Origin of the sequence: Streptomyces sp. NPDC057474, assembly GCF_042802555.1 — a bacterium.
Classification (GTDB): Bacteria; Actinomycetota; Actinomycetes; order Streptomycetales; family Streptomycetaceae; genus Streptomyces.
The window spans coordinates 1-17,207 of record NZ_JBHVDX010000089.1; the positions used below are offsets into that span (position 1 = coordinate 1).

18 protein-coding genes are annotated in these 17,207 nt (G+C 70.6%); 8 read left to right on the top strand and 10 right to left on the bottom strand.

Annotated elements, in window-relative coordinates; genetic code table 11:
* Window positions 1-28: 28 nt before the first annotated feature.
* A complete protein-coding gene (locus ACFU53_RS24130) occupies window positions 29-574 on the bottom strand; it encodes an RICIN domain-containing protein (protein WP_383995988.1) in 546 nt (181 codons plus the stop codon).
* A 208-nt stretch (window positions 575-782) separates the two neighbouring features.
* On the opposite strand from ACFU53_RS24130, the gene ACFU53_RS24135 reads away from it, so the two are divergent.
* On the top strand, window positions 783-1,295 hold the full coding sequence (locus ACFU53_RS24135; protein WP_383995991.1) for a DUF3515 family protein: 513 nt from the start codon (window positions 783-785) through the stop codon (window positions 1,293-1,295).
* A gap of 84 nt (window positions 1,296-1,379) precedes the next feature.
* Window positions 1,380-2,000, top strand: coding sequence for a TlpA family protein disulfide reductase (locus ACFU53_RS24140; RefSeq protein ID WP_383995994.1), 621 nt, complete (start codon window positions 1,380-1,382; stop codon window positions 1,998-2,000).
* A 46-nt stretch (window positions 2,001-2,046) separates the two neighbouring features.
* Here ACFU53_RS24140 and ACFU53_RS24145 read toward each other — a convergent pair whose 3' ends face one another.
* From ACFU53_RS24145 to ACFU53_RS24155, 3 genes are all read right to left on the bottom strand, one after another.
* Window positions 2,047-2,991: a hypothetical protein gene (locus ACFU53_RS24145; RefSeq protein ID WP_383995997.1), complete on the bottom strand. Its 945-nt coding sequence runs from the start codon at window positions 2,989-2,991 to the stop codon at window positions 2,047-2,049.
* Between the two features lie 123 nt (window positions 2,992-3,114).
* Window positions 3,115-4,059, bottom strand: a complete 945-nt coding sequence (locus ACFU53_RS24150; RefSeq protein WP_383996000.1) for a L,D-transpeptidase family protein — start codon at window positions 4,057-4,059, stop codon at window positions 3,115-3,117.
* On the bottom strand, window positions 4,049-4,552 hold the full coding sequence (locus ACFU53_RS24155; protein ID WP_383996002.1) for a SigE family RNA polymerase sigma factor: 504 nt from the start codon (window positions 4,550-4,552) through the stop codon (window positions 4,049-4,051). Before ACFU53_RS24155 ends, ACFU53_RS24150 begins: the two co-directional genes overlap by 11 nt.
* A gap of 123 nt (window positions 4,553-4,675) precedes the next feature.
* On the opposite strand from ACFU53_RS24155, the gene ACFU53_RS24160 reads away from it, so the two are divergent.
* From ACFU53_RS24160 to ACFU53_RS24175, 4 genes are all read left to right on the top strand, one after another.
* Entirely contained in the window at window positions 4,676-5,683 is a 1,008-nt protein-coding gene (locus tag ACFU53_RS24160; protein WP_383996006.1) for an Ig-like domain-containing protein, read from the top strand.
* Window positions 5,684-5,794: 111 nt separating this feature from the next.
* A complete protein-coding gene (locus tag ACFU53_RS24165) occupies window positions 5,795-6,400 on the top strand; it encodes a hypothetical protein (protein ID WP_383996009.1) in 606 nt (201 codons plus the stop codon).
* A 194-nt stretch (window positions 6,401-6,594) separates the two neighbouring features.
* Window positions 6,595-7,221, top strand: a complete 627-nt coding sequence (locus ACFU53_RS24170; RefSeq protein WP_383996012.1) for a SigE family RNA polymerase sigma factor — start codon at window positions 6,595-6,597, stop codon at window positions 7,219-7,221.
* Between the two features lie 71 nt (window positions 7,222-7,292).
* Complete coding sequence (locus ACFU53_RS24175; protein WP_383996014.1) at window positions 7,293-8,159, top strand: hypothetical protein; 867 nt, start codon at window positions 7,293-7,295, stop codon at window positions 8,157-8,159.
* A 12-nt stretch (window positions 8,160-8,171) separates the two neighbouring features.
* Here the strand turns inward: ACFU53_RS24175 and ACFU53_RS24180 are convergent, their stop codons facing one another.
* From ACFU53_RS24180 to ACFU53_RS24200, 5 genes are all read right to left on the bottom strand, one after another.
* Window positions 8,172-8,963 carry a TIGR03943 family putative permease subunit gene (locus ACFU53_RS24180; protein WP_383996017.1) on the bottom strand — a complete coding sequence of 264 codons (792 nt, stop codon included), beginning with the start codon at window positions 8,961-8,963 and terminating at the stop codon, window positions 8,172-8,174.
* On the bottom strand, window positions 8,951-9,934 hold the full coding sequence (locus ACFU53_RS24185; protein ID WP_383996020.1) for a permease: 984 nt from the start codon (window positions 9,932-9,934) through the stop codon (window positions 8,951-8,953). Before ACFU53_RS24185 ends, ACFU53_RS24180 begins: the two co-directional genes overlap by 13 nt.
* Window positions 9,935-10,037: 103 nt before the next feature.
* A complete protein-coding gene (locus ACFU53_RS24190) occupies window positions 10,038-11,390 on the bottom strand; it encodes a tetratricopeptide repeat protein (RefSeq protein WP_383996023.1) in 1,353 nt (450 codons plus the stop codon).
* A gap of 297 nt (window positions 11,391-11,687) precedes the next feature.
* Window positions 11,688-12,236 carry a Uma2 family endonuclease gene (locus ACFU53_RS24195; protein ID WP_383996092.1) on the bottom strand — a complete coding sequence of 183 codons (549 nt, stop codon included), beginning with the start codon at window positions 12,234-12,236 and terminating at the stop codon, window positions 11,688-11,690.
* Between the two features lie 453 nt (window positions 12,237-12,689).
* Window positions 12,690-12,878, bottom strand: a complete 189-nt coding sequence (locus tag ACFU53_RS24200; RefSeq protein ID WP_383996026.1) for a DUF397 domain-containing protein — start codon at window positions 12,876-12,878, stop codon at window positions 12,690-12,692.
* A gap of 442 nt (window positions 12,879-13,320) precedes the next feature.
* Between ACFU53_RS24200 and ACFU53_RS24205 the strand changes: the two genes are divergently transcribed.
* On the top strand, window positions 13,321-14,142 hold the full coding sequence (locus ACFU53_RS24205) for an NPP1 family protein (protein WP_383996029.1): 822 nt from the start codon (window positions 13,321-13,323) through the stop codon (window positions 14,140-14,142).
* Window positions 14,143-14,467: 325 nt separating this feature from the next.
* Window positions 14,468-16,432: an Ig-like domain repeat protein gene (locus ACFU53_RS24210; RefSeq protein WP_383996032.1), complete on the top strand. Its 1,965-nt coding sequence runs from the start codon at window positions 14,468-14,470 to the stop codon at window positions 16,430-16,432.
* 51 nt (window positions 16,433-16,483) lie between these two features.
* On the opposite strand, the gene ACFU53_RS24215 is transcribed toward ACFU53_RS24210, so the two are convergent.
* Window positions 16,484-16,972, bottom strand: a complete 489-nt coding sequence (locus ACFU53_RS24215) for an ATP-binding protein (protein ID WP_383996035.1) — start codon at window positions 16,970-16,972, stop codon at window positions 16,484-16,486.
* Window positions 16,973-17,207: the final 235 nt, after the last annotated feature.

Below are 17,207 nucleotides of genomic sequence, written 5' to 3' on the forward strand. Positions count from 1 at the left end.
GGCACCCGGGCATTCTCGGCTGACAGCGTCAGGACAGACCCCACTCCTGCTTCGCACGCACCTTGGTCGAGCTGCCGGACGGCGTGATCGTGATCTTCGTGCCGGACTTGTCGCTACCTGCGGTGATCACCTTGTTCGCGAGCTTGTTAATAATCTTGCTCCCGCCCAGGGCCCATCGCTGGCCCTGGGACTTGGTGTTGCAACCACTCTGCTTCACCAGCGTGTTCGTCTTGGCGGACGACACGGACAGGCACTTCTTCGAGTGCTTGTTCTTGATGACGAACAGACGGGTCTGGCTCGGCTTGTTGTCGTTGATCCACACAAGGTCCCACCGCTGCGTGGTCGCCTTCTTCGCACAACCGCGCAGCTTCAGCACTGCCCCGCTGGCCTTGGCGTTGTCCATCGACAGGCACATGCCGCTCTTGCCCCACACCTTCTCCAGGCGCACGTTGCCGTAGCCCTTCGGAACGGTGTCCTGCGCCCCGACGGACGCCGCCGACGCGGGTATCGCACCACCGGCCAGCAGCACACCCGCGAGACCCGCGAGCACCATGCCCTTCACCCCGTTCGCCACCAGGACCACATCCCCTTCGCATTCACCTGTTCGGATCGCTAGGAGCCTAGATTTCCCGAAGTAGCAGAGGTATTGGCACTTCGGGCACTGCCCCAAGGGGCAACGCGAGCAGGGTCTGGCGAGACCCCGCTCCCGCAGAGGTGTCCTGCGCCCCGGCGTGGGGTCACTCCCTCGGAGGGCGGACACGCGCACCCCGTACGATCGGATGATGCCCCGCAGCACCCGAATCGCCGGCCTGGCCATCGGTGCCATCGCGCTTGTCGCCCTGGTCACCGTGCGCATGCTCAGCGAACCCTCCTTCAGCTTCGCCGCCGCGCCCATGGCCGACGACCCCGCCTGCACCCGGATCAGCGAGCGCTATCCCGACCGTCTGGCCGGCCTGGACCGAGCGGACACCGGCACCAAGGGCGCCGCGGTGTGGGGTGACGGTGCCGTTGTCGCGCGCTGTGGCTTCCCCAGGCTCGAAGCGACTGGTGAAGCATGTGCCGAGGTCAACGGGGTCGACTGGGTGTGGCGCACGAGCAAGGGTGGCGACAGCCGGGAACTGCTGATCACATACGGTCGCGAACCGGGCGTCGAGGTTCAGCTGACGGTCGGCCGGGCGGCCCCTGACGCCGTCCTGGTCGGGCTCTCCCCTGTCGTGAAAGCCGTCGAGCAAAGCAATAAGTGCCTTGCCCTCTCGGACGTCACAACGCCGTCGAGCCCGGCGCCGAGCGACTGACCACCGTCATGAGTTCACCTGTTGCCGCCGGGCGAACACCGAGCCGTATGAACGCCGACGCGAGTCGGGGGAGTGGAAGACCGGATGACGACGAACCGAACGGCGACGAGGACGATCTCACGAGCGGCCATGTGCGCGGTCGCGGTCGCCCTCGGGCTGTCCGGCTGCTCGACGAGCGAACCTCTGGTCCTCGACACGGGCACGGGGCAGTCGGGCCGGTCCCAGCCGTTCAAGAGTGTTCCGGTGGCCGAGCGCGTCGACGCTCCCGACTTCTCCGGTAGTACGGTCGACGCGGATCCGGCCCGCCTCTCCGACTACCGGGGCGAGGTCGTCGTCGTGAACGCCTGGGCCACCTGGTGCGGTCCCTGCCGGGCCGAGTCGCCCGCTCTGGAGCGCACATACCAGAGGTTCAAGAACCAGGGCGTGCGGGTGCTGGGGGTCAGCACCGACGCCGAGAAGAAGAACGCGCTGGCCTTTCAGCGGGAGTTCGGCCTCTCCTACCCGAGCCTGCACGACCCGGACGGCAGGCAGTTCCTTAAGCTGCCGCGCGGCCTGGTGAACCCACAGCTCCTCCCCTTCACCCTGTTCGTCGACCGGGAGGGCAGGATCGCCGGGGCCGTCCAGGCCCCGTTGACCGAGAAGGAGTTGCGGGCCATTCTCACTCCGCTGGTGAAGGAGACCTCGGGGAAGACATCCAAGACATAGGAGTAGGGGGAGTGGGAGTGGGAGAAGTGCCGGTGGCAGCCGGTCGTCAGGCCTCGGAGGCGTCTCCTTCGTCGGGGGACACCTCGTCGGGGGACACTTCCTCGGGCGAACTCCCCTCGGGCGAACTCCCCTCGGGCGGCGTCTTCTTCTCCCCCTCCTTGGTCTTCTTCTTCCCCTCCTTCTTCTCCTGCTGCTCCTTCTTCTCCTGCTGCTCCTTCTTCTCCTGCTGCTCCTTCTTCAGGAGGTTCTGGAGGCGTTGGGCGCCGGCCTGGGCGGCGTCGCGGGTGGCGGTGTCGTCGATGCCGTAGAGGCCCCCGTGGGTGAGGAGGGCGGCGGTGTCGCCGACGCGTACGGTGGCGAGGTCGAGGGTGAGGGCGCTCTCCTCGCCCTCGACGTCACCGCTGACGATCAGCCGCAGGCCCTGACGGGCATCGCCCAGGCTGTTGGGGAGTTCGACGGGGGTGACCTCGGCGCTGTACTCCCGCCCCTGGGCGCCGGTGATGGTGAACTCCCGGCACTCGTCGACAAGTTGGCCGAGTCGACCGAGGCGGGCGTCGACGTCGGCCTTGTCGTAGGCGCCGACCTGGTAGCGCAGCTGGGCGCCGTACTCGTAGTCGTCGAAGCCCGTGACGGCCGTACCGCCCCTGGGCTCGCCGAGGATGTCCTCGGCGTACACCGCGTCGAGGAGTTCCTGGCACTCGGGGCGGTCGGTGCGGCCCTTGAGGAGGCCGTCCCGCCAGGTCGCCGCGCCCTGGGTGCCGGCCCAGGCGTCGCCGAGGTCGTCCTGGCGGAGCAGAGCGCTTCTGGCCCGGGCGTCGGTGAGGGCGTGGGCCGGCGGGGCGGTGGGGGAGGCGGATGCCGTGGTCTCGTCGACGACGGCGGGCTCGGGGAAGCCGCGCGGGTGACCCGGATCGTCCACGGCGCAGGCCGCCGCCCCCGCGAGCATCCCGAGGGCCACGACCCGGGCGAGAACACGGTACGGACGACGCATGGCGGAGCCTCCCGAGAGCACGACGTTTCCGCTCCTACGCCAACACCGCTCAGGCCCCTCCACCAGCGCACAAGGGCGTACGGGTGAGCGACTCCCCCGTACGGCTCCCCCCCTACGGCCCGGTCAACCGGGCGCGGGGCTTTCAGGCCGGGCGGTCGGAACGGTCGGGCCGTCGTCCGTCGACGGGGTGATGGCAGTCGGCGTGGGGGTCGATGCCGGGGTCGGTGCCGTGCTCCGGATCTCCACCACCGCGCCCTGCGACAGCCGCTCGTACAGCCACCGCGCGTCGGTGGTGCGCAGGCCGATCCAGCCGGTGGTGGCGTCGTAGTTGCCGGGGGCCTCCTCGTTGTGGGTGATGGCGGCGATCCAGACCGCCCTCCGGGCCGGGCTCTGCGTCGGCCCCCCGCCGCCCATGTCGGCCCCGTCTGTCGCTTCGGCCCCCTCTGTCGCTTCGGTCGCGTCGTCGCTCGTGCCGGTCCCATCGCTCGCTTCGGCCCCGTCGGTCACTTCGGTGCCGTCGCTCGTGCCGGTCCCGTCGGTCGCTTCGGACGTACTGCCCGCACCGCCCACCTCACCCCCGTCCCCCTCCGCCGTGGCGCTCGCCTCGATCGGGGACAGTTCCAGGACCCAGGACAGCTTCAGGTCGTACGCGTCACTGGGGGAGCCGATCGTCGGGCCGGTGACGACCTTGGTGCGGCTCTTGACGGTGACGGTCATCAGGCCCGTCGGGGTGGGCATCCTGACCGTGCCGGCGGAGATGGGCAGTTCGCGGCCGGCGACCGTGAGGACACGGCGGGAGAGGTCCACGGTGACGTCGGGAGCCGCCGTCGCAATGGGCCTGGAGGTCGCGGCCGTGGACGGGCGCTGTTCGGTGCCGTGGGAGGCGACGTTCAGCGTGAGGACGGCGGCCAGGCCCGCCGCCGCGCAGCCGCCCGCGACGGCGGCCGTCGTACGACGACGGCGTCGACGGCGGCCGGCGGTGGCGCGGACCTCGGCGCCGGACCCCGGCGGCGAGGCCTCGGCGGTCCCGGCCAGCTCGCGCAGCCGGACGGTGAGTTCATCGGACACGGCCGTCCTCCTTCGCACCCTCGCCGGGGGCCAGTTCGCGCGCCAGCGCCGCCCGGCCGCGGGACAGCCGGGCCTTGACCGTGCCTACGGGGGCACCGGTCTCGGAGGCTACCTGCTCGACACTCAAGTCGCACAGATGGTGCAGAACCACTGCCATCCGCTGTGCCTCCGGAATCCTGCGCAACGCCTGGACCAGCGCCGCGCGCTCGGGATCGGGTCCCGGCGCGTGCTGCGGGGGCGGATCGCGGCGCACCAGCTCCAGCCAGCGGCGCGCCCGCCGCCACCGGCTCACCGCGAGCCGCATCGCCACGGTCCGGATCCACGCCTCGGGCGCTCCCTCCGCGAGGAAGACCCGCCGCCGGTCCCAGGCCCGTACGAACGCCTCCTGCACCACGTCCTGCGCCTCGCCATGGTCCCCGGTGAAGGCGTAGAGCTGGCCGGTCAGCCGGGGGAACGCGGTGGCGTAGAACGCGTCGAACTCTTCCTCGGTCATGCCCCCGCCGTTGTCCCAAGTCCCGTGCATCGCCATGCAACCCGGTCGCCCCCGTCGTGCGTACAGGTCCCGTACGTACGCCGCACATCGAAACACATCGCGGAAACACATCTGGGGGAGACCATGAACACGAGGAGCAGGACCACGGGAACGGGGCGGGCCCGACGCCTCGTCCACGCGCTCGCCGCGACGGCCGCGTGCGCGGTCGCGCTCGCGCTCACGGGCTGTGCGGGGGGCGGGGAGGGCGTACGGGTCGAGGGGCCGAGCGGGATCCCGGAGACCCATGCCCGGGCGGACGCGGAGGCGGGCGCGGAGGCGGGCACCGGGGGCGGGGCCGGCACCGAGGCCGTGAACGTGAAGCCGAGCCCCACCCCGCCGAAGGCCTTCGACGGCGCACGCGTGAACATCACCGACGGGCAGACCGTGGGCGTCGGCATGCCGATATCCGTCACCTTCGACCGCCCGGTTGCGGACGCCGAACGCGCCGCTGTGGAACGGCGGTTGAAGGTCACGACGGACGCCGGTACCGAGGGCTCCTGGAGCTGGGTCAAGGACCAGAACCTCGCCGACGGGCAGCGCGTCGACTTCCGTCCCCGCACCTACTGGAAGCCCGGTACGAAGGTCACCGTCCAGGTCGGCGCGGGCCTCACCCGCCACTTCACCATCGGCCGCTCGCTGATCGCCACGGTCGACGTACGCCGCCACACCATGACCGTGGAGAAGGACGGCTCGACGCAGCACATCCCGGTCACCGCGGGCGCGCCCGGCATGGAGACCTGGAACGGCACGATGGTCGTCTCCGACAAGGAGCGTCGGGTCTTCATGGACTCCAGCACGGTCGGCTACGGCGACTCGTACGCCGACTGGTACTCCTACGCCGTCCACCTGACCGCCTCCGGCACCTACCTCCACGAGAACGCGAAGGCCAACACGTACGCGGGCCGGCAGAACGTCACCCACGGCTGCGTGGGTCTCGCGAACGACGGCACGGCGAAACGGTTCTACGACCAGGTCATCCCGGGGGACGTGGTGAAGGTGACCGGCTCGGAGGAGACCGTGGCCGTCGGGAACGGATACGGCGACTGGAACCTGAGCTGGGAGCGGTGGGTGGCGGGCAGCGCGCTGAGATGAGAAGGCGGCGAAAAGAAGGCGAAAAAAGTCGCCCGGCGGTGTCATCCGTCCCGTACGCCTCGTGAGTTTCCAGGAGTGTCAGACCAACACACCAATGGGGGTTGTCCGTTCATGACCATGAAACGGATGCACAAGTACGTCGCCGTCGCCGCACTGACCACGGTGCTGGCGGGGGTGCCGACGATGTCGTACGCCGTCTCGCGGGGGGAGACGGCGCACGGCACCGACAGGACGGTGGCGGCGTCGGCGGCGGAGGCCGTGGCCGTGGCCGCGGCGGCCAGGAAGGCGCCGACTCCGCGCATCGTCGCGCCCGGTGAGCACGTCGTCGCCGCGCCCGGCTTCGAGCTGTGGCTGACGGCGGAGGGCAAGCACTGGACGGACCCGGACATGCCCGACGACCCGCAGTTCCGCAGCGTCGTCGACGGCAACATCGACCCGACGCAGCCGGGGGTGTCCCTCCAGGGGAGTGGCTTCGAGGGCCGTTACTACCTCTCCGGCCTCTACTACGGCGGCAAGGGCACCGCCTCCCGCGTCGAGGTCGCGACCAGCACGGGCAAGGTCCGCGGCAAGCTGATCGAGCTGGCCGGGAAGCCGGGCTGGGGCGTCTGGTACGCCATCGCCGACCTGCCCTCGGGCGACAACGGGGAGGACTTCCTCCGCAAGGTCACCGTCTACGACACCAAGGGCCGCGTCTACTCCGAGCTGAGGCTGACCTGATACCTGATACGACCTGCCCTGATCCGACCTGACCGGACTTGATCTGACCGGACCTGACCTGCCCGGACTTGATCTGACCTGACCTGCCGGTCAGAGCGATCAGCAGCTCGAAGTGACCGTGCGGGCGGGGGACTTGACCACTCCCCCGCCCGCACGGCACGCTCCCCCACTCCCGACTTCGAGGACCGTCGTCCGTGCCGCACGAGAACCCCGGACCGCACGAGCAGCCCGGACCGCCCGAGGGCGGCGACTTCGCCGCGTACGCCACCGCGGCCTGGCCCCGCCTGGTGCGTACCGCGCACATGCTGACCGGCGACTTCCACGAGGCCGAGGATCTCGTGCAGACCACCCTGACGAAGGTGTACGCCCGCTGGCGTCGCATACCGCGCGACGACGTCGACTTCTACGTACGGCGCTCGCTGGTCAACAACAACATCAGCCGCGTACGGAAGAGACGCGTGGTCCATCTGCTGACGCCGTTCCTGCCGGAACGGGTGCACGAGCGGCACGCCGGGCACGCCGAGTCGATCGCCCAACGGGCCGCCGTCACCCAGGCGTTGGCCGAACTGTCGGCCCGGCAGCGGTCCGTGCTGGTGCTCCGCTTCTGGGAGGACCTCAGCGAGAACGAGATAGCCCAGTTGCTCGGCTGTTCGCTCGGCACCGTCAAGACCCATGTACGACGCGGCCTCCAGGCCCTGCGCGCCCACCCCGCGTTCGCCGCCGCCCCCCACACGGACGGGGCCCGCCGCTCCCGCACCTCCGCTCCCTCGCCCCCGTTCACCCAGGCGCCCCCCTCGCCCGTCCCCGGAGCCCGCCCATGAACCACCCGACCTCCGGGACCGGCCCGACCTCCGGGACCGGCACAGACACAGGAGCTGGAGCGGAATCCGGCGTGGGCACGGAAACGGGCGTGGGCTCGGGAGCAGGCGCAGGCAGGGACGCGTACGCGGGCTCGGGCTCGGGCTCGGGTGGCGCGTACGCCGCCGACACCGGGCAGTTGTTGCGGGAGGCGTTCGCCGAGGCCGCGTACGACTTCTCGCCGCCGCCGGTACCGCTGGAGGCGATCGAGCGCGACGGTCGCAGGCGCCGACGGCGCCGCCGGGCCGCCGCGTTGAGCACGGGCTGCGGGTTGCTGCTGCTCCCGCTCGTCGTGGTGCTGGCCCTCCGCCCCGACGGCCCCTCCTCCACGCTCCAGCCCATGGCCCCGCCGAACGCGAGCCCGAGCGCCGACGCGTCGCGCACGCCGGCGCCGACCCGGACCTCCGGGACGGCCGGCAGGACTTTCACGCCGCTCGCCGGGCAGGTGCGGGTCGTCGCGCCGGGTGAGCGGGTGAAGTCCGCGTTCGGCACGGAGTTCTGGCTGACGGCGGACGGCAAGCACTGGAAGGACGCGGAGCCCGAGCCCGGGGTGCCCGCGATGGAGGAGTTCCGCAGCGTCGTCGACGGCAACCTCGACACGTCCGAGCCCGGCGTCTCCCTGCAGGGGGCGGGCTCGGCCTCGGCCGGCTACCTCGTCTCCGGCCTCTTCTACGGCGTCCGGTCCGCGGCCGCCGGCGTCAGGATCACCGCCTATGACGGCACCGTCATCGACGGCACGGTCCTGCGTCTGAAGGGCAACACCAGCTGGGGCGTCTGGTACGGCCGCGTGCAGGTCCCGGAGGAACTCGCCCGCTCCCTCGATTTCAAAGACCCCGTGCACGAGGTGACGGTCTACGGCGCCGACGGCGAGGTGCTCGCGGAGTCGTACTTCGGCCCCTGATGCCCTGAGGTCTCACCTCTTCTCGTACGGGTTCTCCGGCTCGGCCACCCGCTTCACCGACTCGGCGTCCAACACGGGCGGCCAGGCCTTCTCGGAGCCCAGCTCCCCCTTGGGGTGCCAGGTGCCGGTGACGGTGACCCAGGCGTCGGCGGTCGGGGCGTCGGCGGTCGGGGCGTCGGCGTCCCGGATCTCGACCTTGTAGGGGCTGGCGTCGGCGGCACAGCAGGAGACGAGCAGGCGGGTGAGGTACCAGGAGCCGTCGTCCCCGTGCGTGACGAAGCCGGTCATCCGGACCGTACGGCCCTTCAGCGACCGCCTGCTGTCGTAGGTCGCCCGGGACGAGAACTCACCGAGGGTCAGTTCGACCGGGTCCCCCTCCGGCAGCGCGGGGAACGTCCCGACGCCCCGCGCCGCGTACTCGGCGGCCTCCCGGTCCGCGCTGTACGAGCCGAGCGCCGGGGGCGGGAAGAGGAGGAGCACGAGCGCGGGCACGGCGAGCAGCCAGGCAACCCGGGGGCCGCCAGGGTCGTGGTCATGCCCGTCCCCGTCCCCGTCCCCGTGCCCGTCCCCGTTCCCCTCGTCGTGCTCGTGGTCGTCGGCGCGCAGGGCCCTCACCCCCGCGGCCGTGCCCAGCACCACCAGCAGCACCCCGGACACGATCAGGAAGGGACGCAGCCCTGGCTGCACGTACCGCAGGTACAGCTCGCTGAAGAGGGAGACGCGCAGGATCGCCGCGCCGGAGAGAAGAAGGAGAACGGCGGGGCCGTACGCCCGCGACGGCTTGGCGCGCTTCACAGGAGCCACCACCCCACCAGCGCGCTGCTCGCCACGGCGACCACCCAGGTCGCGGCGGAGAAGCGGACCGCGAACGCGCGGCCGAAGGTCCCCGCCTGGAGTGCGATGAGTTTCAGGTCGACCATCGGGCCGACCACCATGAACGCCAGCCGCGCGGTCGGCGAGAAGCCGCTGAGCGACGCGGCGACGAACGCGTCCGCCTCGCTGCACACGCACAACACGACGGCGAGGGCCGCGAGGAGGAGGACGGACAGCCAGACGGAGCCGGTGAAGACGTCCAGGAGGGACCTCGGTACGACGATGTTGAACGTGGCCGCCGCCGCCGCGCCGACGACGAGGAAGCCGCCCGCGTGCAGGAAGTCGTGCTGGAGCCCGGCGGCGAAGGTACCCCAGCGGGAGCCGTTCCCGGGGGCGGACGCCGTGCTCCGCTTCGGCGGCCGCAGCCACTCGTCCCGCCCGAACCGGACCCACAGCCAGCCCATGACCACGGCCGTGGCGAGGGAGGCGACCAGCCGGCCGAGGACCATCAGCGGCTGGCCGGGGAAGGCGACGGAGGTGGCGACCAGGACGACCGGGTTGATCGCGGGGGCGGAGAGGAGGAAGGCGAGGGCGGCGGCGGGTGCGACGCCGCGTCGCATCAGGCTCCCGGCCACCGGTACGGACGCGCACTCGCAGCCCGGCAGGACGACACCGGCCACGCCCGCGACGGGGACGGCGAGCGCGGGGTTGCGCGGCAGCAGCCGGCTGAAGACCCGCTCCGGTACGAAGGCGCCGATCGCCGCCGACACGAGGGTGCCGAGGAGGAGGAACGGGACGCCCTGGACGACGACCGCCGTGAAGACGGTCCACCAGGCGGCCATCGCGGGGGTGGCGAGGTCGAGCGCGACCACCGGGCCGAGGACGGAGGCGACGGTCGCGATGGCGATGAGCGCGAGACCGCCGGGCACGGCGTAGAGCAGGACACGCACGACGAGCCGCACGCCGTGGAGGACCCTCCCCCCAAGGCCTCCGGCGCTCCTGTGCTCTTCCGCGGTCTCCACATGAGGAAGCTATGGAGCGGGGCTGTGCGTCGGCTCTGAATCGTCAGAGAGGGGGCTGTGCGGGGGCCGGGCCGAGGGTGGTCGTGCCGGGGGCGGTGCGGTGTCCGAGGCCGGTGCGGTAGGCGTCGAGGGCGGCTTCGACACGGCCGGTGCGGCGGTACAGGTCGCCCAGCAGACGGCACAGGTCGGCCAGGTCGCCGGCGGCGCCCGCGCGTTCCAGCAGGCTCAGCGCCCGTACGTAGTGCTCCTCTGCGGCGTCCGTGTCCCGGGCGTCCTCGGCGATGATGCCGAGGAGGCGGTGGGCGGCGGCGGAGTGCAGGGCGCCGCGTTCGGAGCTGAGGTCGCTGAGGACCTCGCGGAGCAGTTCGGCGGCCTCCTCGGACTTGCCGCGCCGGTGCAGGACGTCGGCGAGTTCGACGGCGACCTGGCTGGTGTAGAGGGCGGCGCGCTTGGCGGAGAGCATGCGGCGGGCCTCCCGCAGCTCTTCCTCGGCGCGGGCGTAGTCGCCGTTCTGGGCGTGGAGGTAGCCGCGCATCCAGTGGCAGTTGGCCAGTTCGGTGCGGATCTGGAGCTGCCGGTAGAGCTCGGAGGCCTTGGCGAGCGACGCGTCGGCCTCGGCGATCCGCCCCTCGGCGATCATCGTCCGGGCGACCGAGCGGTGCATACGGGCGACAAGGGCCGGGTCGCCGGACCGCGGGGCGAGGGCGAGGGCCAGCTCGGCGGCCTGCGCGGCGCGGGCGTGGGCGCCCATGTCCATGTAGGGGGCGATGACCCCCGTGTAGAGGAGGAGCAACGCGTCGGGGTCGTGCATCCCGTTGCGGTTCAGCTCGTCCAGCGTGGACTCGTACAGGTAGCAGGAGTAGCGGAGTTCACCGGCGAGGTAGTGGGCGGTCGCGCGGCCGCGCAGGGCGGGGACGCGGGCCGGCAGCGGGGCGTCGCCGAGCCGCTGCTCGGCCTGCTCGAACCGCAGCTGGGCGGTCTCCAGGTCCCCGGTCTCCAGGGCGCATTCACCGAGGCCGAGCAGCGCGTCGGCCTGCTCGGCGGCCAGCCCGTACTCCTCCGCCTCCGCGAGGACGACCGTGAACCCCTCGGCGGCGGCCTCCGTGGCGCCGCTGGCGAGGGTGCGCTGGGCGCCGGTCAGGCGCAGCCGCAGCTCGGTGGCGAAGCCTGCGGGGCGGCCGGTGGCCAGTTCCTCGTATCCCACGCCGAGCCGTTCGGCGATGTGCCGCAGGGCCGGTTCGGAGGCCCGGACCCGGCCGGCCTCCAGGGTCGAGATGTACGCCGGGGTGTACGCCGGTTCCGCCAACTGACGCTGTGTGAGGCCCCGTTCCGTCCGCAGTTGCTGCACTCTGCGCCCGATGACCTCGGGATCGTCACGCTCGGCCGTACCTGCCATGACGTAAGCATGCCAGTAACCCCGCTTACACCGGCCGCTTTACCCCAACTCCCCAACATCCTCTTGCCGTTGGCAGGTCAAAGCCTTACGTTAAGCGACACGTTAAGCACGCTTAAGTCACCCGATCAACCACGTAGTCGCCGCCGCAGCCGCCGTCGCTGCCGCTGGGAGGTCCCCGTGATCCGAGACCTGGTCACCCGCCACGCCCGCTCCGTCGCCGCCGCACTCCTCGCCGTCACCGCCCTGACGACCGCGGCCAACGTCTTCCCGCGCTGACGCCGGGCCCCTTCTCTCCGCTCAGAACTCGGCAGTGTCCAACTCGAAGCCGAGAGGCGCGGGCAGGGGCACGGCCAGCCCCATCTTGTGCTGAGCACCCTTGGCGTACTCGTCGCCGGACGGCTCCGAGTACACGGTCACCTGCCCCTCCTCCCGGTCGATGAGGAGGTAGACGGGGATACCCGCCCGGGCGTAGCCACGGATCTTCTTCGCACGGTCGTGGGTGGCCGTGCTGTCCGAGGTGACCTCGACGACGAGGAGAACGGAGGACGGGTCGTGCCACTCCTCCTGGTCGCCGAAGCTGCCCTTGGGGGCGATGACCAGGTCAGGGACGACGTGACCTGTCGCGGAGGAGCCGGGGACGGTCAGGCCGATGCCGGTGTAGTTGCGCAGGGCCCGGTCGCCGCGCCGCTCGGTGACCTGGTCAGCGACCTCCGACACAATCTCCTCGTGCTCCCCGTTGGCCGGAGGTGTCACGCAGATCTCCCCTTCGATCAGCTCCACGCGCCAGCCCTCGGGGGCTGCCGCACTGAACAACTCGAAGGCCTGCTCCACGCTTACGCCGCCCATACGCAAGGGCTCCTCGTACTCGCCGTCAGGGTCGTCATAGGGACCGTAAATGTACTCGCCCTGGTACCCCGGCATGATGATCGGCTCCGCCGTCGGCATGACGGACCTCCGTTCGCTCAGCACGACCCTCTCAGCGTAGGCCGGAGGCCCGCACGAGGAATCCGGAGCCATTCACTCGAACGAGTGTGCTGTTACGTTTCTGTGCGGGTCACTGAGCCAGCACTTCGGCGACCGCGCGTACGAAGGCCGCCGGATTGTCCGGCATGACGTTGTGGCCGCAGTCCGGGACGAGGACGACGGAGACCCCGGATGCCGTCAGTTTGTCGGCGGCGGGGAGGGGGCCTGCCGATGCCCTCGATCGGTCCGGTCACTCATCGAGTGTCTCGTCGGCTGTCTCGCCCACCGTCTCGTCGTCTCCCTCGTCGTCGAAGTACGGGGCGGCGCCCTCGCCGGTCAGAGCGAGCCGACCAACGCCGCGACCGCCTCCTGGGTGACCGTGAAGACGCCGGCTTTCGGGTTCTTGGAGTCGCGAAGGGCTATGCGGGGGGCCAGAGGGGCGACTTCGACCCATTCGCCGCCGGTGCCGCCGCTGTACGAGGACCTACGCCACCGAGCCGCCGTCAGCTTTTGGCTGGTGCCCATAACGCTCCTCCATCACGCGGGGTGATCAATGCCGCCGAATCCTTTATGGAGTCTGGACGTGATCTCGGCGAACGCGCCTGAGGTCACGCGCACGCGGCTCGTCCGGCTCGCGGACCACGGCGCCGCGTGACGTCCCACTTGGCCGGAATCTGCAGCTCGTTCGCGCCGCGGTTCCGGCGGGCCGAAAGGGCCGGCGGGCCGAACACCCGCGTACGGAGCCCGTTCATGCGCTGCAGGCCCGTCCGCAACGGAGATGAACCTCGAACGTCCGGAATGCGGCCCTGATGAAGGCTGTCCGACACGTCGGCGAACAAACGTTTCTCCCCCTTCCGGAATTGATGTTCCGCTTGTCAGCCTGTCCCCGCCGAGCCGGGCCACCGGACGGCGTTCGTCACCCCGAACGCCGGAACAAACGACACAAGTGACAGGTGGAGAACCGCTGATGTTCCATAGAGCCCCCCGCGACAGATCGTCCCGTACCGCCGGCCTCGGCCGTCTCGGCCGCCTCGGCCGGGCCGCGGTCGTCGCGGGCAGCGCCCTCGCGCTGACCGTCGGCCTGGCGGGCAGCGCGTCCGCCGCGGCCCCGGCCCCGCTGCCCTGGCAGGCCTCCGCCTACCAGGACAAGTACCAGCCGTTCTTCGACTACGACCACGACGGCTGCTACCCCTCCTCCGCCGTCGACCCGAGCGGCTGGCTCAACGGCGGCCTGCAGACGGTCGGCGACCCCGGCGGCGACTGCCGGTACCTGGGCCGGGCCAACACCTACGTCCGTACCGCGTGCGACCCCACCTGGTGTGCATACGTCTACGCCCTCTACTTCGAGAAGGACCAGGGCCCCATCGCCGACCACCGTCACGACTGGGAAGCCGTCGTGGTGTGGCAGCGGCGCGGGCAGGAGGCGCCCTCGTACGTGTCCGCCTCCGCCCACGGCAACTTCACCACCAAACCGTTCAACCAGATCGAGCGCTCCGGCAACCGCGCCAAGATCGTCTACCACCTGGACGGCGCCACCACCCACGCCTTCCGCTTCGCCAAGTCGGGCGAGACCGCCGAAGCCTGGGGCGACGGCGGCTGGGACCGGCCGGCCCTCGTCGCCCTGGACAAGCTCAAGAGCAGCAACTGGAACGCCTACAACGCGCTGAAGAACAGCGACTGGGACAGCGCCAACTTCCCGATCCAGGACAAGGGCGACCGTTTCTGGACCACGATGAGCAGGGCCAAGCCGTCCGGCATCTCCTTCAGCCCCACGTACGACCAGCTCTGACGCCCGGGCCCCGACGGGGGCACGGGACCGTGCCGACGCGCACCTCCGCCGCTGCCGCGTGAAACGGCGACGGGCGGTACCGGCCTTCTCGAAGACGGCCCGGTACCGCCCGTCGCCTTCGCCGTACGCACTGCGCGACCTTGGACCAGGAGTCCTGTGAGCGCCCGTCACGTAAATCCATTGAGTTCCCCACCGCCCCCTGTGACCCTCTTGTCAGTGGCATGACTTAGTCTTCGCACACGCGTCACACGCGCCGCACAGGTCGAACACACCGGCCCCGCGCGAAGACGCGCCCATTTCTTTCGTTCCGGGGGGTTCGAAACACGTGCGTATCCGCACTCTTCCGGCTGCCACCGCACTGGCAGTCCTCTTCAGCTCGGCCGCGCTCAGCGTCGCACCGGCGGCGTTCGCCGACACCCGCACGCCCATCGCGGTGTCAGAGGCGGCTGACACAGTCGTGGACGGTGTTCACCAGCGCGTCTTCTTCAGCGACAGCTCCCGAAATCAGATCGTCGTCACCGACTACACGGGCAAGGTCGTGACCGTCTTCACCGGTCTGTCCCAGGTCAAGGATCTCGACCTGAGCCCGGACTCCGGCACGCTGTACGCCGCCGTCCCGGGCGCCGACAGGATCGTCGCCTTCGACACTGCGCAGCTCACCCAGGACGCCGAGTACCCGACGGGCGAGAACACCGTGCCGGCCGAGCTCGCGTATGCCGAGGGCAGGGTGTGGTTCGGCTACGGCGAGCAGTGGGACTCCGGGCTCGGCGCCATCGACCTGACAGCCGAGGCGCCGACGGTGACGCTCAACCTGGCGGCCGGCCACGACTGGGCCGGCCAGCCCATGCTCTTCGCCGACCCCGACAACCCGGGCACGCTGGTGGCCATCGACGGGCACATCAGCTCCGCCCCGATCGTCGTCTACGACATTTCCTCCGGTACCCCGGCGATCCGCGTGTCCTCCGAAAAGGACGGCCAGAACGAGGACGCCGCCCTCACCCCGGACGGCCAGTCGGTCGTCGTAGCGGGGCCCGGCAACCGGGCGCTCACCGAGTACCGGCTCTCCGACCTGGCCGAGGTGCGCACCTACCCCCTCCCCGACGACCCTCAGGCTGTCAGTGTCGCTCCGGACGGCACGGTCGCGGCGACCGTCATCGATACCGGCGACATCGGTGACACCTACGTCTTCACCGGCGGCGCGGACAAGCCCGCCAGCGTCCGCAACCTTTCTCACTCGTGGATGCCGTTCTTCGGGCACTCGCTCAGCTGGTCGGGCGACGGCGAGAAGCTGTTCGTGCTGACCGAGTCCGGGGACTCCACCAGGTTCCATGCGCTCGACGAGCCCCGCAAGTACGTCGGCACCCTGACCGTCAAGGCCCCGGCGACCGCCACCCGCGCCAAGCCGCTCACCGTCTCCGGCAAGCTCACCTCGAACCTGGGCCTGCCCGCCGGCACCCCGGTCACCGTCACCCGCACCGACCTGGACTCCCCCAAGGGCAAGTCCCTCGGCACCAAGGCGCTGGGCGCGGGCGGCAAGTTCTCCTTCACGGACACCCCGCCGGCCGGCGGCAAGGTCACGTACAAGGTGTCGTACGCGGGCGACGCGGACCACACCGCCACGTCCGCCTCCGACTCCGTCGAGGTCTCGCGGGCGACGGCCACGCTGTCGCTGGACAAGAACCGCAAGACGTACGCGTACGGCGCGGACGTGAAGTTCACCGCGCACCTCGGCACGACCTACAAGAACCGCAAGGTCGAGATCTGGGCCGACCCGTACGGCTCCGACAGGCCGAACAAGCTGGTGAAGTCGGGGACGGTGAACTCGAAGGGGAACCTGTCGGTCACCGTGGACCTCAAGCGCGACACCAAGCTGTCGGTGAAGTTCGCGGGCGACGCGCGCTACAAGGCGAAGACGGTCACCAACACCGTCTACACCAAGGTCAGGATCTCCTCGTCGATCGCCGGTCACTACAAGACCCAGTCGGCCTGGGGCCAGAAGTACCACTACCTCCGCAAGTCCAAGGACCCGGTCCTCAAGACCACGATGACGTACCACGAGGGCCGTAAGCAGCGCCTCCAGCTCCAGGCCTACTACCAGGGCGCCTGGCGTGACGCCGGCTCCGAGTACTTCCCCCTCGGCACGGCCGGCAGGTCCGACGTCACCCTCACCGGCACCCCGACCACGAACATCCGCTTCCGCTTCCGCTCCGAGTACCGCGACTCGAGCTCCGGCGACAACGTCAACACCACGACGTACGGCGCCTGGAAGTACTTCATCTTCACGAATTAGTCCGATTAGTCCGAGGGTAGCGCCCTCCATGCCGGTGGCCCGCGACGTTGATCACTGATCGTCGCGGGCCGTACCGCTACCGGGCCGGGTACGTCCCTCAGCGGAGCATGGTCGAAGCATCGAGGGGCGGCCCGCGCGCTGCGACATCGCCAACGACGCCCATACGACCTTGCCGACCCCGTCACGCGACGCCACGCCCCAGTCGTCGGCCAACGCCTCGACCAGGGCGAGCCCTCGACCGCACACCTCGTCGTCCCCGGCGCACCTCAACTCCGGTTTCCCGTCCCCCGAGTCGGCCACCTCAAGCCGCAGCCCGGCCCCGCTCAGCTCGAACCCCACCCCGATGTCCCGGCCGTCCGTCGTATTCGCCCGGACCGCGTTGGTCGCCAGCTCGGATGTCAGCAGTTCGGCGATGGGGGCGAGTCCAGTGAGGCCGTACGCGTCGAGAGCGGCGCGGAGGGTGGCTCGGGCGACGCCGGGTGAGCGGGGATCGAGGGGAAGACGCAAGGTGTGGTTCCAGGACGGGGATACGGTGGACATGGAAGTCTCCGGTCACTGAGGGGAGTTGGGTGGTGGCGTTGCGGTGTCGTGTCGGTTTCGACGCAGGTGACGGTGTCGGTGTCGTGCAGTGCCCAGTGGCCGTCGCCGCTCCGTCGAGCGGGGCACTTCTGGGCGGGGCGCCTGAAGAAGACGATAAGCCTCCCGCAAAGCTGCTTTGCGGGATTCTGAAGAATCTCAGCCGGCTCTCCCCCGTGTGGGTGACAATCCCCGTATC